Annotated in this window: 14 protein-coding genes and 1 pseudogene; 4 read left to right on the top strand and 11 right to left on the bottom strand. The window is 62.1% G+C overall.

Features of this window, described 5'->3' with window-relative positions; all coding sequences use genetic code 11:
- Positions 1–3 precede the first annotated feature (3 nt).
- From V6765_RS13590 to parE, 3 genes are all read right to left on the bottom strand, one after another.
- On the bottom strand, positions 4–966 hold the full coding sequence (locus tag V6765_RS13590) for a patatin-like phospholipase family protein (protein ID WP_448429603.1): 963 nt from the start codon (positions 964–966) through the stop codon (positions 4–6).
- A 258-nt stretch (positions 967–1,224) separates the two neighbouring features.
- Positions 1,225–2,364 carry an esterase-like activity of phytase family protein gene (locus V6765_RS13585; RefSeq protein ID WP_448429601.1) on the bottom strand — a complete coding sequence of 380 codons (1,140 nt, stop codon included), beginning with the start codon at positions 2,362–2,364 and terminating at the stop codon, positions 1,225–1,227.
- A gap of 115 nt (positions 2,365–2,479) precedes the next feature.
- Entirely contained in the window at positions 2,480–4,531 is a 2,052-nt protein-coding gene (gene parE / locus V6765_RS13580) for a DNA topoisomerase IV subunit B (protein ID WP_448429600.1), read from the bottom strand.
- 280 nt (positions 4,532–4,811) lie between these two features.
- Here parE and tpiA point away from each other — a divergent pair, with 280 nt between their 5' ends.
- The 3 genes and pseudogenes from tpiA (at position 4,812) to V6765_RS13565 (ending at position 7,963) form a co-directional block, all read left to right on the top strand.
- Positions 4,812–5,594, top strand: coding sequence for a triose-phosphate isomerase (gene tpiA / locus V6765_RS13575; protein WP_448429598.1), 783 nt, complete (start codon positions 4,812–4,814; stop codon positions 5,592–5,594).
- Between the two features lie 126 nt (positions 5,595–5,720).
- Positions 5,721–6,140, top strand: a pseudogene (secG, locus tag V6765_RS13570) (preprotein translocase subunit SecG); the annotation flags it as partial.
- A 191-nt stretch (positions 6,141–6,331) separates the two neighbouring features.
- Positions 6,332–7,963 (top strand): CTP synthase, encoded by a 1,632-nt coding sequence (locus V6765_RS13565; protein WP_448429596.1) that lies wholly within the window; start codon positions 6,332–6,334, stop codon positions 7,961–7,963.
- Between the two features lie 26 nt (positions 7,964–7,989).
- Here V6765_RS13565 and V6765_RS13560 read toward each other — a convergent pair whose 3' ends face one another.
- The 6 genes from V6765_RS13560 to V6765_RS13535 all read right to left on the bottom strand — a co-directional run bounded on the left by V6765_RS13560 (position 7,990) and on the right by V6765_RS13535 (position 15,401).
- Entirely contained in the window at positions 7,990–10,602 is a 2,613-nt protein-coding gene (locus V6765_RS13560) for a sensor domain-containing protein (RefSeq protein ID WP_448429594.1), read from the bottom strand.
- Positions 10,603–10,797: 195 nt separating this feature from the next.
- Positions 10,798–11,346, bottom strand: coding sequence for an RBBP9/YdeN family alpha/beta hydrolase (locus V6765_RS13555; protein WP_448429592.1), 549 nt, complete (start codon positions 11,344–11,346; stop codon positions 10,798–10,800).
- 31 nt (positions 11,347–11,377) lie between these two features.
- Entirely contained in the window at positions 11,378–12,685 is a 1,308-nt protein-coding gene (purB, locus tag V6765_RS13550; RefSeq protein ID WP_448429869.1) for an adenylosuccinate lyase, read from the bottom strand.
- 100 nt (positions 12,686–12,785) lie between these two features.
- Positions 12,786–13,502, bottom strand: coding sequence for a DUF2259 domain-containing protein (locus V6765_RS13545; RefSeq protein ID WP_448429590.1), 717 nt, complete (start codon positions 13,500–13,502; stop codon positions 12,786–12,788).
- Positions 13,503–13,623: 121 nt separating this feature from the next.
- Entirely contained in the window at positions 13,624–14,289 is a 666-nt protein-coding gene (rpe, locus tag V6765_RS13540; RefSeq protein WP_448429588.1) for a ribulose-phosphate 3-epimerase, read from the bottom strand.
- A 20-nt stretch (positions 14,290–14,309) separates the two neighbouring features.
- A complete protein-coding gene (locus V6765_RS13535) occupies positions 14,310–15,401 on the bottom strand; it encodes a branched-chain amino acid ABC transporter substrate-binding protein (protein ID WP_448429586.1) in 1,092 nt (363 codons plus the stop codon).
- Positions 15,402–15,548: 147 nt separating this feature from the next.
- On the opposite strand from V6765_RS13535, the gene V6765_RS13530 reads away from it, so the two are divergent.
- Positions 15,549–16,043, top strand: coding sequence for a flavin reductase (locus V6765_RS13530; RefSeq protein ID WP_448429584.1), 495 nt, complete (start codon positions 15,549–15,551; stop codon positions 16,041–16,043).
- Between the two features lie 213 nt (positions 16,044–16,256).
- On the opposite strand, the gene V6765_RS13525 is transcribed toward V6765_RS13530, so the two are convergent.
- Together V6765_RS13525 and bcp are read right to left on the bottom strand one after the other, a co-directional pair.
- The gene (locus tag V6765_RS13525) at positions 16,257–17,714 is read right to left on the bottom strand and encodes a DEAD/DEAH box helicase (RefSeq protein ID WP_448429867.1); all 1,458 of its coding nucleotides are present in this window, start codon (positions 17,712–17,714) and stop codon (positions 16,257–16,259) included.
- Between the two features lie 102 nt (positions 17,715–17,816).
- Positions 17,817–18,284, bottom strand: coding sequence for a thioredoxin-dependent thiol peroxidase (gene bcp, locus V6765_RS13520; protein WP_448429582.1), 468 nt, complete (start codon positions 18,282–18,284; stop codon positions 17,817–17,819).
- Positions 18,285–18,419: the final 135 nt, after the last annotated feature.

Raw genomic sequence — 18,419 nt, 5'->3', positions numbered from 1 at the left:
TCCTTATCTGTTCTGCTCTGCGAGCTCTTCCATCTGCCGCTTGAAGGCATCCTGGTCCTTGTCAACGGTCGAAAGGATGGTCTCTATGTTGAAGAAATCCAGAGGCTGATAACGCCCGACATTCGGCGCCACGAAAAGGTCCGGCGCCGCGTTTTTGAGTTTTTCCACCACGATCGAGTGTTCTGTGATGGAGAACGATCCGGCCCAGGTCTCGAACGACCCGGGAATGTTACCGTCATTCTCGATCGTCGACCCGGTCACGTCGATGCCGATGGTGATGTAGCGGTCGGCGTCGAGAAGGTCGAAGGGCGTCGGGTTCACGAAGCCGCCGTCGATCAGCACCCGGCCGTCGCGGCTGACCGGCGTCAGCAGAACGGGCAGGGCGGAGGACGCGGCGATCGCCGACAGCAACGGTCCCTCGCGCATCACATATTCGTTCTGTTCGTAGAAATCGGTCGCGATGATCGCGAGCGGTATCTCCAGCCCCGCGAAATCGGCGGGCAGGTCCGCAGGCAGCAGCGCTGCGAACAGCACCTCGGGCTCGATCACCGCCGGGCGGAACAGGTTGAACAGCGAGCCCCAGGTATCGCCGGTATCGATCAGCAGGCGCTTCAGCAGCGACTGGCGCTGGGTCAGCAGGTCCACGCCATATTCACGGATTTCGGTGCCGGTCATGCCGCTGGCATAGAGCGCGCCGATGATCGAGCCCATCGACGTGCCGGTCATCTGTTTCGGCTTGATGCCGAGTTCATCAAGGCTCTGGAGGTAGGGGATATGGGCAAAGGCCTTGGCCGCGCCGCCGCCGAGCGCCAGCGCGAAACCATCGCGGCCGACGGGCTCAGCCTCCAGCGCGACGCCGGGCAGGTTGCGGGTGATCGTTCCCGGTCGGCTCTCGGCCATGGCAAGACCGGTTGCGCCGGCCAGGCCGGCAGCAGAGGCGATGATGAAGTTTCGGCGCGAAGTCATTGTTTCACAGAGCTTTTCTGTTTTTGTCCGGCGCAAACTATAAAGAGCGTATCCATGCCCGACAAGCGCGGAAACCGGCTCAATTTTAGCGTTTACGGAGAAACTGGTTTAAGTCGTTGGTACCATGGTTTGAGTTTCCTCCGTAACGCCATGTTTATTAAAGATATAATTAACCTTAATGCCAGCCTTTCACCATCACGTGCGGGCCCGCGTTTAACGAGGATGCGGGCCCGCCTTATCGATTCGACCAGCACCGTCTCAGCGGCTGACGCCGGGCAGGCTTTCGATCCGGAAGGCCAGAAACTGGGTCTTCTGGTCGGCATTGAAATTGTTGTCGGAGGCCAGCAGCAGCAGCGGCGTTCCGTCTTCCGCCCGGCCGATCGTCATCGCCTCGATATTGTCGGGCTCGATGCCGATGGCGCCGAGATCGAGGATCTGCGTCTTGGCAACCGGAACGATGGTCTCGTCGGTGTCGGCAAGCGAGGCGATCGCCGAAACATCGGTCGCGCCGTCGAGGTCGATCATGAAGATCCGGATGGTGAAGCCGCGGTTTTCGGCGAAGCTGCGCTCGGAGACCAGAAGGCGGGTGTCGTCGAGCGGCATCATGTCGGACAGGCCGTTGTCGTTCCACGCGCCGCCGTCGACCGGCGCATGGGGAATAGGGTCGATCATGTAGACATACTGCGCCGTCGGTTCGCCGCTTTCGGCATCGTAGCGCACGATCCGGGCGGGGCTTGCGGTGGTCAGCGTCGAGGCGGGACCGTCCTGATAGAGGGCTGCCTCATTGGCCACGAGCACATCGCCTGCCGGCAGCACAGCGATGCTCTCGAAGGCGTTGTTGTTGCGGACGCCGGTGGCGTGGTCCTCGCTCGGCGCAAAGCCATCGGGCAGGGCGAATTCGCGCACGAAATCGCCATCGGTTGACGTGACGCGCACGAACGGCGCGATCATCGCCTTGCCGTCGCCCTCGCTCGACCAGATCAGATTTTCGCCGAACAGGCGGATCTGCTCGGGATCGACGGTCTTTTCCGCAAAGGGCGATCCATTCTCGTCCTTCAGCGTCACGGTCTTCACGACCGAGACATCGTCGATGCCGTTGGCGCCTGATTCGATATCGAGTTCGTAGAACCGGGCCGGAGCCTTCTGGGAACGGTCGTCGGAGATCGCGATGTAGCGGCCGGTTGCGGCATCGTAGTCGATCCCGGAAATGCCGCCGAACTCTACGCCGTCGACAATGGTGCCGGTATCGATGGCGAATTCGCCGGCGAATGTCAGGCTGACGGGGGCGTCGCAGTCGTTAATGGGGCAATCGACGGCAATTGTCTTGCCGATCTCGGCGGCATGGGCGCCGGCGGCGAGTATGGCGATAAGGGTAGTGGCGGAAAGCAGGGATTTCATGGCAGCACCTCGTGTGAGACGGCGGGAGTTGACCGTCATTGAGGTAGTGCCCTCGCTCGTTATCAGGCGTATGACACCGGCCCCCGTGAGAGCGTCTCCGGGCCGGCGCTCGCCGTCAGATATCCAGGTTTTCCGCGAACGCCGCGTTTTCCTGGATGAAGCGGAAGCGGGCTTCCGCCTTGGTGCCCATCAGGTCTTCCACCGCGGCCTTGGTGCCTTCGAAATCGACGTCGTCGATATCGACGCGCAGAAGCGTACGCTTCTTCGGGTCCATCGTGGTTTCCTTGAGCTGAGCCGGCAGCATTTCGCCAAGACCCTTGAAGCGGCTGATCTCGACCTTGCCGCGCCCGGTAAACACCGACTTCATCAGCTCTTCGCGGTGGGCATCGTCGCGGGCATAGGCCGTCTTGCCGCCCTGGGAGAGTTTGTAGAGCGGGGGGACGGCCAGATAGAGGTGGCCCTGGCGGATCAGCTCCGGCATCTCGGTATAGAAGAAGGTGATCAGCAGCGAGGCGATATGCGCGCCGTCGACGTCCGCATCGGTCATGATCACGATGCGCTCATAGCGCAGGTCTTCCTCGCGGTATTTCGTCCGCGTGCCGCAGCCGAGCGCCTGGATCAGGTCGGCCAGCAACTGGTTGGAAGAAAACTTGTCGCGCCCGGCGCTCGCCACGTTCAGGATCTTGCCCCGAAGCGGCAGGATCGCCTGGTTGGCGCGGTTGCGCGCCTGCTTGGCGGAGCCGCCGGCCGAATCGCCCTCGACCAGAAACAGTTCCGCGCCGGCGGCGGTGTTCTGCGAGCAGTCGGCGAGCTTGCCGGGCAGGCGCAGCTTCTTGACCGCGGTCTTGCGGTTGACCTCGCGCTCCTTGCGCCGGCGCAGCCGCTCCTCGGAGCGTTCGATCACCCAGTCGAGCAGTTTTTCCGCCTCTGCGGGGTTGGCGGAAAGGTAGAGATCGAAGGGGTCGCGCAACGCGTTTTCGACGATCCTCTGGGCTTCAACGGTCGCGAGCCTGTCCTTTGTCTGGCCGACGAATTCCGGCTCGCGGATGAAAACCGACAGCATGCCGACGGCCGAAATCATCACGTCGTCGGTGGTGATCTGCGCGCCGCGCTTGTTGCCGATCATCTCGGCATAGTTCTTCAGGCCGCGCATCAACGCCTGGCGCAAACCGGCCTCGTGCGTGCCGCCTTCGGGCGTGGGGATGGTGTTGCAGTAGGAATGGACGTTCGGGTCGCCGCCATACCAGGCCACCGCCCATTCGACCGCGCCGTGGCCGCCGGTCTTCTCGGTCTTGCCGGCGAAAATCTCGCGGGTGACGGTGAAGTCCTTGCCGATGGTTGCGGCGAGGTAATCCTTCAGCCCGCCGGGGAAGTGGAACTCCGCCTTTTCCGGCAGGTCCTCCTTGCCTTCGACCAGCGAGGGATCGCAGGACCACCGGATTTTCACGCCGCCGAACAGATAGGCCTTGGAACGCGCCATCCGGAAGAGGCGGGCGGGATCGAATTTCGCGCGCGGCCCGAAGATTTCGGCATCGGGATGGAAACGGATCTTGGTGCCGCGCCGGTTCTGTGTCGGGCCGCAATCCTCAAGCTCGCCCTGCGGCACGCCGCGCGAGAAGGAAAGCCGGTAGAGCCGCCGGTCACGGGCAATCTCGACCTCCAGCACATCGGAGAGCGCATTGACGACCGAGACGCCGACGCCGTGCAGACCGCCGGAGGTCTCATAGGCCTTGCCGTCGAACTTGCCGCCGGCATGCAGCTTGGTCATGATCACTTCCAACGTCGACTTGCCGGGCACCTGCGGATGGTTTTCCACCGGAATGCCGCGGCCATTGTCGGTCACCGTCAGAAAACCCTCGGCGTCGAGATGAACGTCGATGAAATCGGCATGACCGGCGACAGCCTCATCCATCGAGTTGTCGATGACTTCCGCAAACAGATGATGCAGCGCCTTTTCATCGGTGCCGCCGATATACATGCCCGGTCGCATGCGCACCGGCTCCAGCCCCTCGAGCACGCGGATAGAGGAGGCGCCATAGTCCGCGTTTTCCAAGGAGGCGGGGGCCGAGGTTCTCGGCTTTGCCGCGCTCTTGCGCTCGGGCTGCGTTGTATCGGTTTCGGCCTTGCTGCCGCCAAGATCGGCGAAGAGGTCTTTGCTGTTGTCCATAGGGTCGGGCAGCCTGTAAAGATCGGTTTGCGCTGGTGCCGGCGCTTTGCGGCGAATCACCCTGCTATTCTGGCAAAGTTTTGGTCGCGAGGCGATGCCGCGCCAGATTCTCGCGATAAGGGTGTGGATAGTCTGATGCGCCGTATAAAGCCGTGATTGCGCCTGCTGTCAAACCATGAGCGGCAAAACGCCCTTTGACGGCGCGCGCAAAACGGACGACAAGGGAAGACCTTTGCCGGTCGCGCCGGCCACAAAAGCAATGAACGGGAGAATGACGAAGATGACTGCCGCAATACGCCCCATGGTCGCCGGTAACTGGAAGATGAACGGCACCCGCGACTCGCTGGCTCAGGTCCGGGCCATCGCCGACGGGGTGAGCGGCGGGCTCGCCGACAAGGTCGACGCGCTGATCTGCCCGCCGGCAACGCTGCTCTACGTCGCGACCACGCTGACGGAAGACACAAAGCTGATGATCGGCGGCCAGGATTGCCACGAAAAGGCGCGCTCCGGGGCCCATACCGGCGACATCTCGGCGGAGATGATCAAGGACTGCCTCGCCACCCATGTCATCGTCGGCCATTCGGAGCGTCGCGCCGAGCACCACGAAAGCAACCGCACGGTCTGCACCAAGGCGCGCGCTGCCTATGACCAGGGCCTGACCGCGATCGTGTGCATTGGCGAGACCCGTGAGGAGCACGCCGCAGGCCGCACCATGGAAGTGCTGAAGACCCAGCTCTTTGAATCGATGCCGGACGATGCCACGCCTGAAAACACCATCATCGCCTATGAGCCGATCTGGGCGATCGGGACCGGTCAGACGCCGGGACCGGAACAGGTGGCCGAGGTCCACGCCGCCATGCGCGCGGATCTGGTCGAGCGTTTCGGCGAGGCGGGCGAAAAGATCCGGCTGCTCTATGGCGGCTCGGTGAAGCCCGCCAACGCCCGCGAACTCTTGAGCGTGCCCAATGTCAACGGCGCGCTGATCGGCGGCGCCAGCTTGAAAGCGCCCGATTTCCTCGCCATCTATCAGGCCTATGACGATATTCTGTCCTCTGCAAAGTAAGAATAGACCACGGTTCGGGCTCAAAACGGCCAGAAAAAGGGGTTGGATTGCGCGCCGGCCTCATGTAGAGAGACGCCAGTTATTCTAGCGGGCCCGGACCTTAAGGCGGGGCCGGATTGGACATTCATGCAGACGGTATTGATCGTAATTCACCTGATAATCGTCGTTGCGCTGGCCGGTGTGATCCTCATCCAGAGGTCGGAGGGCGGCGGGCTCGGCATCGGCGGTGGTTCCGGTTTCATGACCGCGCGCGGCACGGCCAATGCGCTGACGCGCACCACGGCCATTCTCGCAACGCTGTTTTTCGTGACCTCACTCGGTCTCGGCATTCTTGCCCGCTACCAGGGCAATCCGTCGGATATTCTCGACCGGATCGAACAGAACGCCGAAACTGACGGCCAGGGCATCCTGAACCAGCTCGGCGGTTCCGTGACCACGACGACGCCGGCAACGACTGACGAAAGCGGCGTTCCGAGCGGCAGCGAAGGCTCTTCGGCGCCTGCCGTCAGCGCTCCGGCGCAGGATTCGAACGCCACCGGCGTTCCCACCGGCGACTGATCGCCGACAAGAGTTAAAGACATCAGCCGGCGGGCCTCCCGCCGGCATTTCTTTGGGCCGCTCGTCCCGCGCAGGCGCGGGCGATGCGGCATTATTGTGACAAACGACCGGGAATGAACGGGCTTTTTTACGTGAAGGCTCTGGCAGAATCGGTTTGAAAACGGTATCGGAATAAGCCCATGGCGCGATATATTTTCATCACAGGCGGCGTGGTTTCCTCCCTCGGAAAAGGCATTGCCGCAGCAGCACTCGGTGCATTGCTGCAGTCACGGGGCTATCGAGTGCGGCTCAGGAAACTCGATCCCTATCTCAACGTCGATCCGGGCACGATGAGCCCGACCCAGCACGGCGAGGTGTTCGTCACCGACGACGGCGCGGAGACCGATCTCGATCTCGGTCACTACGAGCGCTTTACCGGCCGCTCGGCGACCAAGACCGACAACATCACCACCGGCCGGATCTACAAGAACATTCTCGACAAGGAACGCCGCGGCGACTATCTCGGCGCGACCGTTCAGGTCATTCCGCACGTCACCAACGAGATCAAGGACTTCGTGCTCGAGGGCAATGAGGAGTTCGATTTCGTTCTGTGCGAGATCGGCGGCACGGTCGGCGATATCGAGGCGATGCCGTTCATGGAGGCGATCCGCCAGCTCGGCAACGATCTGCCGCGCGGCAACGCCGTCTACGTCCACCTGACGCTGATGCCCTATATTCCGGCGGCGGGCGAGCTGAAAACCAAGCCGACGCAGCATTCCGTCAAGGAGTTGCAGGCGCTCGGCATCCATCCCGATATCCTGCTGGTGCGCGCCGACCGGGAAATTCCCGAGGCCGAGCGCCGCAAGCTCTCGCTGTTCTGCAATGTGCGCGAATCCGCCGTCATCCAGGCGCTCGATGTCGCCAATATCTACGACGTGCCGCTGGCCTATCACCATGAAGGGCTGGATGACGAGGTGCTGCACGCCTTCGGCATCGATCCGGCCCCCGTGCCGCGCATGGATGCCTGGAAGCAGGTGAGCGAACGCATCCGCACTCCCGAAGGCGAAGTGACGATCGCCATCGTCGGCAAATATACCGGGCTGAAGGATGCCTATAAATCGCTGATTGAGGCGCTGCACCACGGCGGCGTCGCCAACCGGGTCAAGGTCAATCTCGAATGGATCGAGTCGGAGATTTTCGAGAAGGAGGACCCGTCCCCCTATCTCGAAAAGGTCCATGGCATTCTGGTGCCGGGCGGCTTCGGCGAGCGCGGTTCGGAAGGCAAGATCCAGGCGGCCCGCTTTGCCCGCACCCACAAGGTGCCGTATTTCGGCATCTGCTTCGGCATGCAGATGGCCGTGATCGAGGCGGCGCGCAATCTGGCCGGCATCAAGGACGCCTCGTCGACGGAATTCGACCGCAATGCGGCCGAGCCGGTCGTCGGTCTGATGACCGAATGGGTGAAGGGCAATACGCTGGAGAAGCGCTCCGATACCGATGATCTCGGCGGCACGATGCGGCTTGGCGCCTACAAGGCCCATCTCGGTGCGGATACGAAGATTGCCGAGATCTACGGCACCACCGAAATCTCCGAGCGCCACCGTCACCGTTACGAGGTGAATTTCGGCTATCGCGACAAGCTGGAGGCCTGCGGGCTGGTGTTCTCCGGTACCTCGCCGGATGGTGTTCTGCCGGAGACGATCGAATATGCCGACCATCCCTGGTTCATCGGCGTGCAGTATCATCCCGAACTTAAGAGCCGGCCGCTGGAACCGCATCCATTGTTTGCGAGCTTCATCGAAGCCGCGCTTGAACAGAGCCGGCTGGTATAGGCTGACATCGGAAACGGCTGCGGCAGCTACACCAGTTCGGTCTGCTTCCGCAGCACTTTCTCGAACTCGCCGGCCGGCATCGGCCGGCCCAGCCAGTAGCCCTGAAGAACGTCACAGCCGAGCTTGGTCACGATCTCGGCGTGTCGTCTGGTTTCCACGCCCTCGGCGATCACCTTGATCTTCAGAGTCTTGGCGATGTCGATGATCGATTTGACGATCGCGCGCTGATCGGGCGAGTGCGGCAGCGGCAAGACCAGTTCGCGGGCGATCTTGAGGCCGTTGGGCGCGACCTTCAGGAGGCCGCTGATCGATGTATATCCCGTGCCGAAATCGTCGACGTCGATGCAGATGCCCAGCCTTCGAAGCTGTTTCAGATTGTAGGCGCTGATGTCGTCGGGCTCGTCCAGAAAGATCGATTCCAGCAGTTCGAAGGTCAGCTTGCCCGCCGGAAGTTCGAATTCCTCCAGCGCGGAGACCAGTGCCGGATCGCTCAGGCGACGCGGCGATAGGTTGAGCGATATGCCCGGCGGATCGAGCCCGAGATCGCTCCAGCGCCGGAAATCGCTGGTTGCCTGGGCGAGGATGCTGGTGTCGATCATGTTCATCAGGTTCAGCGTTTCCGCCAGCGGCATGAATTCCGAGGGCTGGCCGAAGCTGCCGTCGGCATGGCGCCATCGCGCCAGAGTCTCGATGCCGGTCAGCCTCAGCGTTCTCGCGTCAAACTGCGGCTGATAGAAGGGGACGAAGTCGTTCTGCTCCACCGCCTGCATCAGCCGGTCGGCTGGCGTCCGGTTGGCGGCAACCGCGCTTTTGAGATCGGGCGAGTAGAAGGCGATGCGGTTCTTGCCCTGCTGTTTTGCAAGCTTGAGGGCAAGGTCGCTGTTCTTCATGAGGCTGCCGGCGGACAGGTCCTCGCAGGCATCCGCGGTGACGATGCCGACGCAGGCGCCGATGCGGATGCGGTGCTCGCCCACTTCGAGTGGCTTGGACAGTTCCAGAAGCATGCGCTTTGCGATCTGTTCCAGGCCGGATGCGCCATTGCCATAGCTGCAGATGAAGGCGAATTCGTCGCCGCCCACGCGCGCGACGAAATCATTATGGCGACTGATGCTGAGAAGCACTTGGGCGGCATGGCGTAGCACCGCATCGCCGGCGCCATGCCCATAGCTGTCGTTGACGGCCTTGAAGTCATCGATATCGATCTGCATCAGGGCGAGCTTGCTGGCCGTTGCCGGCGCCATCTCGACGCGGCGCGACAATTCATCGTCAAGAAAACGGCGGTTGGGCAGGCTGGTCAGATAATCGTGCAGGGCTGCCTGCTCGATATCCGATTTGGCGCGGTCGAGCTCGAAGTTGCGGGCTTCGGCAAGTTGCTTGGCGGTGATCAGGTCCTGGCGCAGCCGCACCTCTTCGGTGACGTCCCAGTTGATGCCCAGAATGTTCTGCTGCCCGTCATCGTCGATCCGCATGGTCATCAAAGCGCGGACATGACGCACAGTTCCATCGTCCTCCCGGTTGATCCTGAACTCATCGGATATCGGCGGGTCACCGGGCTTCAGCGATTGCAATGCCGTATTAAGGCGGTTCAGGTCATCCGGGGCGGTGAGCGCGCTGAGGCGGCTGGCGTGGTAGGTTTCTGCCTCGTCCCCAAATCCGTAAATCTCGCATATGCGCTTGTCGGCAATCACCATGCCCGTCGCCGGATTGTACTCGAACACGCCGATGCGGGAGGTGCTCAGGGCCAGTTCGAGCCGTTGCCGGGTCCGCGAAAGAAGCATTTCGGCAGTCTTGCGGTCGGTGATGTCGCGATCGGTGCCGACGATCCGCGCCGGTTTGTGGTCGGAGAAGCTCGATACCGCGTCGCCCCGACACTCGATCCAGATCCAGTGTCCGTCCGCATGGCGCTCGCGGTATTCGAAGTTCATGTACTGGGGGTCGCCGGTCTTCTGGCGTTCGATCGCGTTGGCAACGAAATCGCGATCGTCGGGGTGGACCAGTTGCAGCCATTCCTCGGTCGATCCGAAGGGCTGCGGGCCGCCGCCGGGATAGCCGCGCATCGTCAGCCAGGTTTGCGAATAGAAGAACTGGCCGCGCCGGTAATCATGGTCCCATACGCCGAGCCCCGAACTGACGAGCGCGTAGTCCCAGCGATGGGCGCGTTCATTGGCTTCCAGCTCGCGCAGCTTCTGCGCGTTGATATCCGTGCAGCTCAGCAGGGAAAGCGTTTTGCGGCCGTCGTGTTCGGGCGGCAGGGGCTTGTTGGAGCAGAGCATCCAGCGCCATGGACCATCGGGGCGCGGGCCGAAACGTATTTCCCGGGTAAGTGGCTTGCCCTTCTTGTCCGCCGTGGACAGCAGGGACTGCAGCACCGGGCGGTCGTCACTGTGAACCCAATCGAGAATATTCGCGCCGACAAGATCGCTTCCCTGAGCGATCGCCTTGAAGCTTTCATTGACGGCCCGGATCTTGAAACTGAAGACGTCAAGCGCCGCCATTGCGACTGCCGAGCCTTCAATTGCGGCGGCCGCTATTCCGGATTTCCTCCAAAACTCACTCCTGTCCTCCGTCAACGTTTGCCCTCTTGCTGGAGGCGGTTTTGACAGATGCTGGACTTGCTTTGCTCGGCTGCAAGGCCGCATCAGCCCGGTTCGCGCGCTCCCCTCAATTTTCTATATTTGGCCGATCCGGATGCAAAGTCATCGTGGACCAACAATACAAGTGTGGTCCATGAGTGGAGAAAGTCAATTCTGATTTGAAAGCCGCAATGATTTCAGTTCGCTGAAGCGGCATTTGCGATATCGCGAAGTCCAGGCATCCTCCCGCGATCTCCGGTCTCACAAATGCGACAGAAAACGCCCGAACATTAATATTCCTTCCGGCCAGGGGCCGAAGCCGTCTTCCTCGTTGATGTGCCCGGCCTCGCCGACATCGAAGAAGGCCGACCCCCATGCATTGGCGATGTCGCCGGCATGGTCGAATGAGCCGAAGGAATCATTGCGGCTGGCGATCACGATGCTCGGAAATGGCAGCGGGTCGCGCGGGTAGGGGCCAAAGGTCTGGAGATGTTTTGGTCGAATCTTCGGATTGTCGACTTCCGGCGGCGCGACGAAGAAGCCGCCGGCCACCGGCTTTTCGAACTTGGGCAGCGCGAGGATGGCGGTGGGAATGCCGAGCGAATGGGCCACCAGCACGGCCGGGCGCGTCGAGGCGTTGACCGCTTCCACAAGCTTGTCGACCCAGTCTTCGACAACCGGCTTGTTCCATTCAGCCTGCTCCACCCGCCGGGCCGTCGAGAGCTTCTGTTCCCAGCGGCTCTGCCAGTGACCCGGCCCGGCATTCTTGTAGCCGGGGATGAGAATGATATCTGCTTCGGAGGCTTTCATGCGGATCGTCGTCTTTGATAGGGAGCGGGCGTCAGGCTTCGCCGAAAACCCGCTTGAAAATGGTATCGGCATGCTTGGTGTGGTAGCCGAGGTCGAACTTCTCGCGGATCGTCTCTTCGGAAAGCGCGGCGCGCACTTCCTCGTCGGCGAGCAGTTCCTCGAGAAAGTCCTTGCCTTCCTCCCAAACCCGCATGGCGTTGCGCTGGACGAGGCGATAGGCGTCCTCGCGCGACACGCCGGCCTGGGTCAGCGCCAGCAGCACGCGCTGGGAATGAACCAGCCCGCGGAACTTGTTGAGATTGTTCATCATCGTCTCGGGATAGACGAGCAGCTTGTCGACAACGCCGGTGAGACGCGCGAGCGCAAAGTCGAGCGTCACGGTCGCATCGGGGCCGATCATGCGTTCGACCGAGGAGTGCGAAATGTCGCGCTCATGCCACAGCGCCACATTCTCCATCGCCGGCATCGCGAAGCTGCGCACCATGCGGGCAAGCCCGGTGAGGTTTTCGGTCAGCACCGGGTTGCGCTTGTGCGGCATTGCCGAGGAACCCTTCTGGCCCGGCGAGAAATATTCCTCCGCTTCCAGCACCTCGGTGCGCTGCAGGTGGCGGATTTCGGTGGCAAGCCGCTCCACCGACGAGGCGATTACGCCGAGCGTGGCGAAGAACATCGCATGCCGGTCGCGCGGGATCACCTGGGTCGAGACCGGCTCCGGCTCCAGGCCCATGGCTTCCGCGACATGTTCCTCGACCCGCGGATCGATGTTGGCGAAGGTGCCGACGGCGCCGGAGATGGCGCATGTGGCGACTTCCGCGCGCGCGGCGACAAGCCGGTCGCGGCAGCGGTCGAACTCGGCATAGGCCTGTGCCAGCTTTATGCCGAACGTGGTCGGCTCGGCATGGATGCCATGCGAACGGCCGATGGTGATCGTGTCCTTGTGCTCGAAGGCGCGGCGCTTCAGGGCGGCCAGCAGCTTGTCGAGATCGGCGAGCAGCAGGTCGCTGGCGCGGGTGAGCTGGATGTTGAAGCAGGTGTCGAGCACGTCGGACGACGTCATGCCCTGATGGACGAACCGGGCATCGGGTCCGACGATTTCGGCAAGGTGGGTGAGGAAGGCGATCACGTCATGCTTGGTGACGGCCTCGATCTCGTCGATGCGGGCGACATCGAAGGTCGCGGCGCTGCCCTTTTCCCAGATGGTTTTGGCGGCGCTTTCCGGGATCACCCCGATTTCGGCGAGCGCATTGCAGGCATGGGCCTCGATTTCGAACCAGATCCGGAATTTCGTTTCCGGCGACCAGATTTCCGTCATCTCGGGGCGGGAATAACGCGGTATCATCGAGGCTTCGTCCTTCACATTTCCATCTGGCAAAGCGCATAGACCATTTCCGGCGCAAATGAAATCTTTGCGCCGGCAAAATGCTCCGTGTCCCTGTGTTTTACGGGCGGAACGGCACGGCGATCCAGCGGCCGTTGGGGCCCTCGAAGCCTTGCGACAGCACGATCACCAGCGCGACGTGGACCGCATCCGGCCCGCCGCCGCCATAGGTCATCATGCCGCCGAGGCGGTAATCCAGCGGGCAGTTGCGGCTTTCCGGCAGGCGCGTGTCGGCGTGGATTTCCCGCTCTTCGCCTTCTGGGCTGCGATAGGTCAGGCGAAAGCCGCGGGCATCGGGCGTGATGTCGGTGCAGGCGGGGTTCGGCGCGAGCGGAAAGGTTTCGAGGGTCATTTCGCTGACCGGCGACAGGTTCGGGTGAGCGCGATACCTGATTGTTCCGTTATCGCCATTGTTCTCCGTCACCGGGTTGAAGGCGGCGAGCCAGCCGGGATGGTCGAGCAGCTGGTAATCCTGGATCATCTGCAGGGCCTCGCGCACGGCGAGCGCGCGCGCCGCGCTGATCGAGGCATTGTCGGTTTCGGTGCGAAGGCGGAACGGCGTGCCGTCCAGAAAAGCGTCGTTTTGCGTGTCAATGAAGAAGATGTTGGAATAGGCGAAACCGGATCCATCTTCCTGACCGTATTCCTCGAAAGCAAAGACCTTGCCGTCCTCCGAAAAACCGAGCGGGGTAAAGGCGGCGAAATCGCCGGCGCTCGCGGTCGCGGCGGCGAGGCCGGAAAGCACTGTTGCGCCCAGAAGGCGTGTAAGACCTGGCATTGCAGCTCCTTGTTATTGGCCGGCGCGGCGCCGGCATATCGGCAAACCTCATCGGGCCGGGCGCGTAACATCGCCCCCGGCCGTTGACCCATTTTCCAGAATACGCCTGAAACGCTTTACGCTAAACTGCGGCCGACCGCATGGCATCCATGGCCGGGCGGTAGCTGCCGCCCTCGGCCTTGCCGAAGATGGCGGAGCCCGCGACCAGCACATTCGCGCCGGCCTTCGTGACCGCTTCCACCGTGTCCGGCGCGATCCCGCCATCGACCTGAAGCTCAATCGGGCGGTCGCCGATCAGCGCATCGACCTGCTTGATCTTCTCAAGCATGGCGGGGATGAATGCCTGGCCGCCGAAACCCGGATTGACGGTCATCACCAGGATGAGGTCGAGATCGTCGATCACGTTTTCGATCGTCGAGACCGGGGTTGCCGGGTTCAGCGCCACGCCCGCCTTCTTGCCGAGATTGCGGATGGTCTGCAAGGATCGGTGCAAGTGCGGTCCGGCCTCCTGGTGCACCGTGATCCTGTCCGATCCCGCTTTGGCAAAGGCCTCAAGATACGGATCGGCGGGCGCGATCATCAGATGGCAGTCGAAGACGGCATCCGTGTGGCCGCGCAATTTGGAGATGATCGGCGGGCCGAAGGTGATGTTCGGCACGAAGTGGCCGTCCATGACATCGAGATGCACCCAGTCGGCGCCGTCATCAACGACGGCGCGCACATCCTCTCCCAGTCTGGAAAAGTCGGCGGAAAGTATCGAGGGGGCGATGCGCAGGGGACGTTTCACTGCATGTATCCTTCTTGGTATTACTGGCGGGCCGAATCGAAAACCGGCACGAATTGATTACCCTGCCAGCGCAAAAGAAAATACGGATTGTCCGCCAGTTCGTGGCGATCGGTGAAGGAAACGGGGCCGAACGCGGTGTCGAACTCACCGGCGGCAAGCATTGCGGCGAGCCGGGCGGCATCGCCATCGGCTGCCGCCATTGCCTGGGCGGCAACATCGACCGCGCTTGCGGCAGCCACGACATAGCCTTCCGGGATGATGCCCTGGATCAAGGCAAGCTCCGCGAACTCGGCGGCAGGGGGAAGTTCGCCATATTCGGGCAGTCCGATCGCCAGAACGCCGGGCTCGAGCGGCACATCCGTTTCCCGGGCGCGGAGTGCCTCGGTTCCGAGGATCGTGAGATCGGCGCCCTGTTCGATCGCGTCGCGCGCGACAATGGCGACATCGCCGCGCGTGCCGCCGATGAAAACATGGGTTGCGCCCGCCTGCGCAAGGCGGCGCACCAGCGACAATTGCTGTTCCTGCGCCGGACGGAACGTATCGACGAGCACCGGCTGCAGCCCGCGTTCCTCCAGCGCGTTGCGCACGGCGTTGACCATCTCGCGGAAATAGATCGTTCCGTCATCGAGCAGGGCGACCGGCTGATCGATCCATTCGTCCATGATGAAATCGACGATCGCGGCGGTCTCGTCCTGATCGTTGGGCGCCATGCGGAACAGCGGCCAGCCTTCCTTCAGCGCGGTGGCCATCAGCGGCATCGACCGAGCGGAAAGGGTGATCGCCGGAATGCCGGAATCCCTGAGCACCGGCATCGCCCCGCGCACGGTCTCGGAGCAGAAAAAGCCGATGGCGATATCGACGCCGGCATCGGCAAGCGTGCGACCGATATCCGCGCCGCTGCCATCCTCGCAGCTTTCATCGACCGGAGTGAGCTCTATGTCTTGGTTTCTGGCGGCAAGGGTCGCGCCATCAAGCGCCTGTTCGCCGAGAATGGCGTAGTCTCCGCTCACCGGTGCGACAACGCCGATCTTCAGGCTCTCGGCCGCAAGGGAAGGAGCGGCGGCGAGCCCGGTGATGGCGAGGCCCAGGAGGCAGGCGTGAATGGATCTCATGATCGCGCGTCCTCTTCTCAAAACTTGCCGCAATGAACCCTGTCATAACCCTTGCCAGATGCAGGGGCAACGCCGTAAGTACCGCAACTGAGTATTAGAGGGATGGTTCCTTGACAGTCTTTTCCACGCATAAGCGCGGCGTTTCCCATGCATGATGATCCGCAGTTTTCCAAACATTACCGCGACGCAATGGCCCATTATGCCGGCCATGTTCAGATCGTGACCACCGCCCATGGCGGCGTGATGCGCGGCGTGACGGCGACCGCCGCCTGTTCGGTATCCGACGCGCCGCCGACGGTGCTCGCCTGCGTCAATCGCCTGAACGAGCACAATGCGATATTTGAGGAAAGCGGCAATTTCGCGCTCAATACGCTTGCCGCCCATCACCGCCCGCTCGCCGATGCCTTCGCCGGCTTCACCGGGCTTTCGGCCGAGGAACGGTTCGCCATGGCCGAGTGGGAGGTCGAGGCAAGCGGCGCGCCGGTTCTGGCCGATGCGCTGGCCAGTTTCGACTGCAGGCTGGTGGAAGCAAAGGCAATGACGACGCACTGGATCCTGATCGGCGAGGTCGTCGGCGTAAAGATGAGCGCGCCCGGCGAAGCCTTGATATACTACGGGCGCGGTTACCACTACTTGTCGTGAAGTGCGGACTTCTCGAAAATATAATTGACCGATAATGCGCATTTGTAGTATATAATGCGCATACCAAATGAATATTGAGAGATTTTTATCTGTATGTATTGCTGTAAAGGCAAGCTTACTGACGGTTTTTTGACGGTATATCAGGCATATGATGAGAGCCGCACCTCCTGAAGGAGATGCGGCTCTCATCATATTCAAGGAATAGTTCCGGCGTCAGGCCTTCGCGGCGACCAGCATGAAGGCCGGGATTTCGTCGCCGAAGCCGACCGGCGTCTGGTCGTCGTCGCGGTCGCGGCGGCGCGAGCGCCGGCGATCGTCATTGGCGGGCTTCTTCGACGGGGCCGGCTTTTCGGCCGGCGCAGGTTTCGCCGCTTCGGCGGGACGGGCTGCCTCCGCCTTTTCTTCAGCGGGCTTGTTGTCCTGCTTGCGCGACTTGCCCTTGCGGGTGCGCGCGGCGGGCTTTTCACCCTCGTCTTCAGTCGCGACCGTGCCGAGATCGCCGTCGAGATATTCGATCTTGCGGTCGATCAGCTTTTCGATGGCATCGACGAATTTGGCGTCCTTGGGGGCAACCAGCGTGAAGGCCGCGCCCTTGCGTCCGGCGCGGCCGGTGCGGCCGATCCGGTGGACATAGTCCTCGGCATGGATCGGGACGTCGTAGTTGAAGACGTGGCTGACATCGGGAATGTCGAGGCCGCGGGCGGCGACATCGGAGGCCACCAGCAGCGGCAGCTTGCCGTCGCGGAAATTCTGCAGGATCGTGGTGCGCGAATGCTGGTCCATGTCGCCATGGAGCGCGCCGCAGGGATATTCGTGGCGTTGCAGCGAGCGCAGCAGATCGGCGACCGACTTCTTGCGGTTGCAGAAGATGATCGCGTTCTTCAGATCGTCCTGCTTGTCGATGATGGCGCGTAGCGACGCGCGCTTCTCATAGTCCTTGCCGCCGGTCGCGACGAGCTTCTGCTCGACGGTTGCCGCGGTGGAGGAGGGCGGCGCGACTTCGACGCGGGCCGGGTTCTGCAGGAACCGGTCGGCGAGCTTCTGGATCTCCGGCGGCATCGTCGCCGAGAAGAACAGCGTCTGGCGCGTGAACGGAATGAGCTTGGCGATCCGCTCGATATCGGGAATGAAGCCCATATCGAGCATGCGGTCGGCCTCGTCGATGACGAGAATTTCGACGCCGGTCATCAGCAGTTTGCCGCGCTCGGTGTGGTCGAGCAGGCGGCCGGGGGTGCAGATCAGCACATCGGCGCCGCGTTCGAGCTTGCGGTTCTGCTCCTCGAAGGAAACGCCGCCAATCAGCAGCGCAACGTTGAGCTTGTGATTCTTGCCGTATTTGTCGAAATTCTCGGCGACCTGGGCCGCGAGTTCGCGGGTCGGCTCGAGAATCAGCGTGCGCGGCATGCGCGCCCGCGCTCGGCCGCGCTCCAGAAGCGTCAGCATCGGCAGCACGAAGGAAGCGGTCTTCCCGGTGCCGGTCTGGGCGATACCGCAAACATCGCGGCGCTCCAGAGCATGCGGAATGGCGCCCGCCTGGATGGGCGTGGGTTCGCTGTAGCCGGCCTCGGTTACAGCGGAAAGTACTTTGGGGCTAAGCCCAAGATCGGAAAATGAGGTCAAAGGAAAACGGGTTCCGTGTTTTCGTGACAAATTCGACGGCGCTTTCACCATCGTCATGCGTACGAGGGGCGGGATAGTCGCAAACGGCCCGAGAGTCAAGAAAACCGGGCGATCAAGGGCATTTCAGCGCAATGAAATGCCCTTTTTCGTCGGTTACCCGCCGTTGACGGCCTCAAGCACCGCTTCGGCATGTCCGTCCGCCTTCACCTTGCGCCAGATGCGCTTGAGCGTGCCGTCCGGCGCAATCAGAAAGGTCGAGCGCTCAATCCCCATATAGGTCTTGCCATACATGCTCTTTTCCTTCCAGACGCCATAGGCCTCGGCCACCGTGTGATCTTCGTCAGCGCCGAGCAGAACGGAAAGGTCGTGTTTCTTGGCGAACTTCGCGTGGCTCTTGAGCCCGTCGGGCGAAACGCCCAGAACAATTGTGTTCGCCTTTTCAAAGGCTTCCGCAAGGGCGGTGAACGCAATTGCTTCAACGGTGCAGCCCTTGGTGTCGTCCTTAGGGTAGAAGTAAAGCACCAGGTTCTTGCCCTTGGCGTCCGCCAGCGCGAACGTCTCTTCCTCGGAAACGGGAAGGGAAAAATCGGGGGCCTTGTCGCCTTCTTTCAGTTCGGTCAAATTCTTACTCCTTTGTTCATTTAGCGTTCAAGCACAGGTCGGCATAAATGGCGACCGGATGGAGAGTTGCGCGCTTGCCAGCGATGCGCTTCGTCGTGAATATGCCTTCAGAGATTCGCGCCGGGCAGACCTGTT

Source organism: Martelella sp. FOR1707, from assembly GCF_053484265.1.
Note: the sequence above shows the minus strand (reverse complement) of the source record. Positions and strands in the feature narration are given on the sequence as shown.

Bases quoted from the DNA above. Each gene is read 5' to 3' on its own strand.
- V6765_RS13545 (WP_448429590.1), bottom strand. From the start codon at position 13,502: ATGCCAGGTCTTACACGCCTTCTGGGCGCAACAGTGCTTTCCGGCCTC.
- V6765_RS13585 (WP_448429601.1), bottom strand. From the start codon at position 2,364: ATGAAATCCCTGCTTTCCGCCACTACCCTTATCGCCATACTCGCCGCC.
- V6765_RS13525 (WP_448429867.1), bottom strand. From the start codon at position 17,714: ATGGTGAAAGCGCCGTCGAATTTGTCACGAAAACACGGAACCCGTTTT.
- V6765_RS13560 (WP_448429594.1), bottom strand. From the start codon at position 10,602: ATGCGGCCTTGCAGCCGAGCAAAGCAAGTCCAGCATCTGTCAAAACCG.
- V6765_RS13590 (WP_448429603.1), bottom strand. From the start codon at position 966: ATGACTTCGCGCCGAAACTTCATCATCGCCTCTGCTGCCGGCCTGGCC.
- tpiA (WP_448429598.1), top strand. From the start codon at position 4,812: ATGACTGCCGCAATACGCCCCATGGTCGCCGGTAACTGGAAGATGAAC.
- purB (WP_448429869.1), bottom strand. From the start codon at position 12,685: ATGATACCGCGTTATTCCCGCCCCGAGATGACGGAAATCTGGTCGCCG.
- V6765_RS13565 (WP_448429596.1), top strand. From the start codon at position 6,332: ATGGCGCGATATATTTTCATCACAGGCGGCGTGGTTTCCTCCCTCGGA.
- V6765_RS13535 (WP_448429586.1), bottom strand. From the start codon at position 15,401: ATGAGATCCATTCACGCCTGCCTCCTGGGCCTCGCCATCACCGGGCTC.
- V6765_RS13555 (WP_448429592.1), bottom strand. From the start codon at position 11,346: ATGAAAGCCTCCGAAGCAGATATCATTCTCATCCCCGGCTACAAGAAT.
- parE (WP_448429600.1), bottom strand. From the start codon at position 4,531: ATGGACAACAGCAAAGACCTCTTCGCCGATCTTGGCGGCAGCAAGGCC.
- V6765_RS13530 (WP_448429584.1), top strand. From the start codon at position 15,549: ATGCATGATGATCCGCAGTTTTCCAAACATTACCGCGACGCAATGGCC.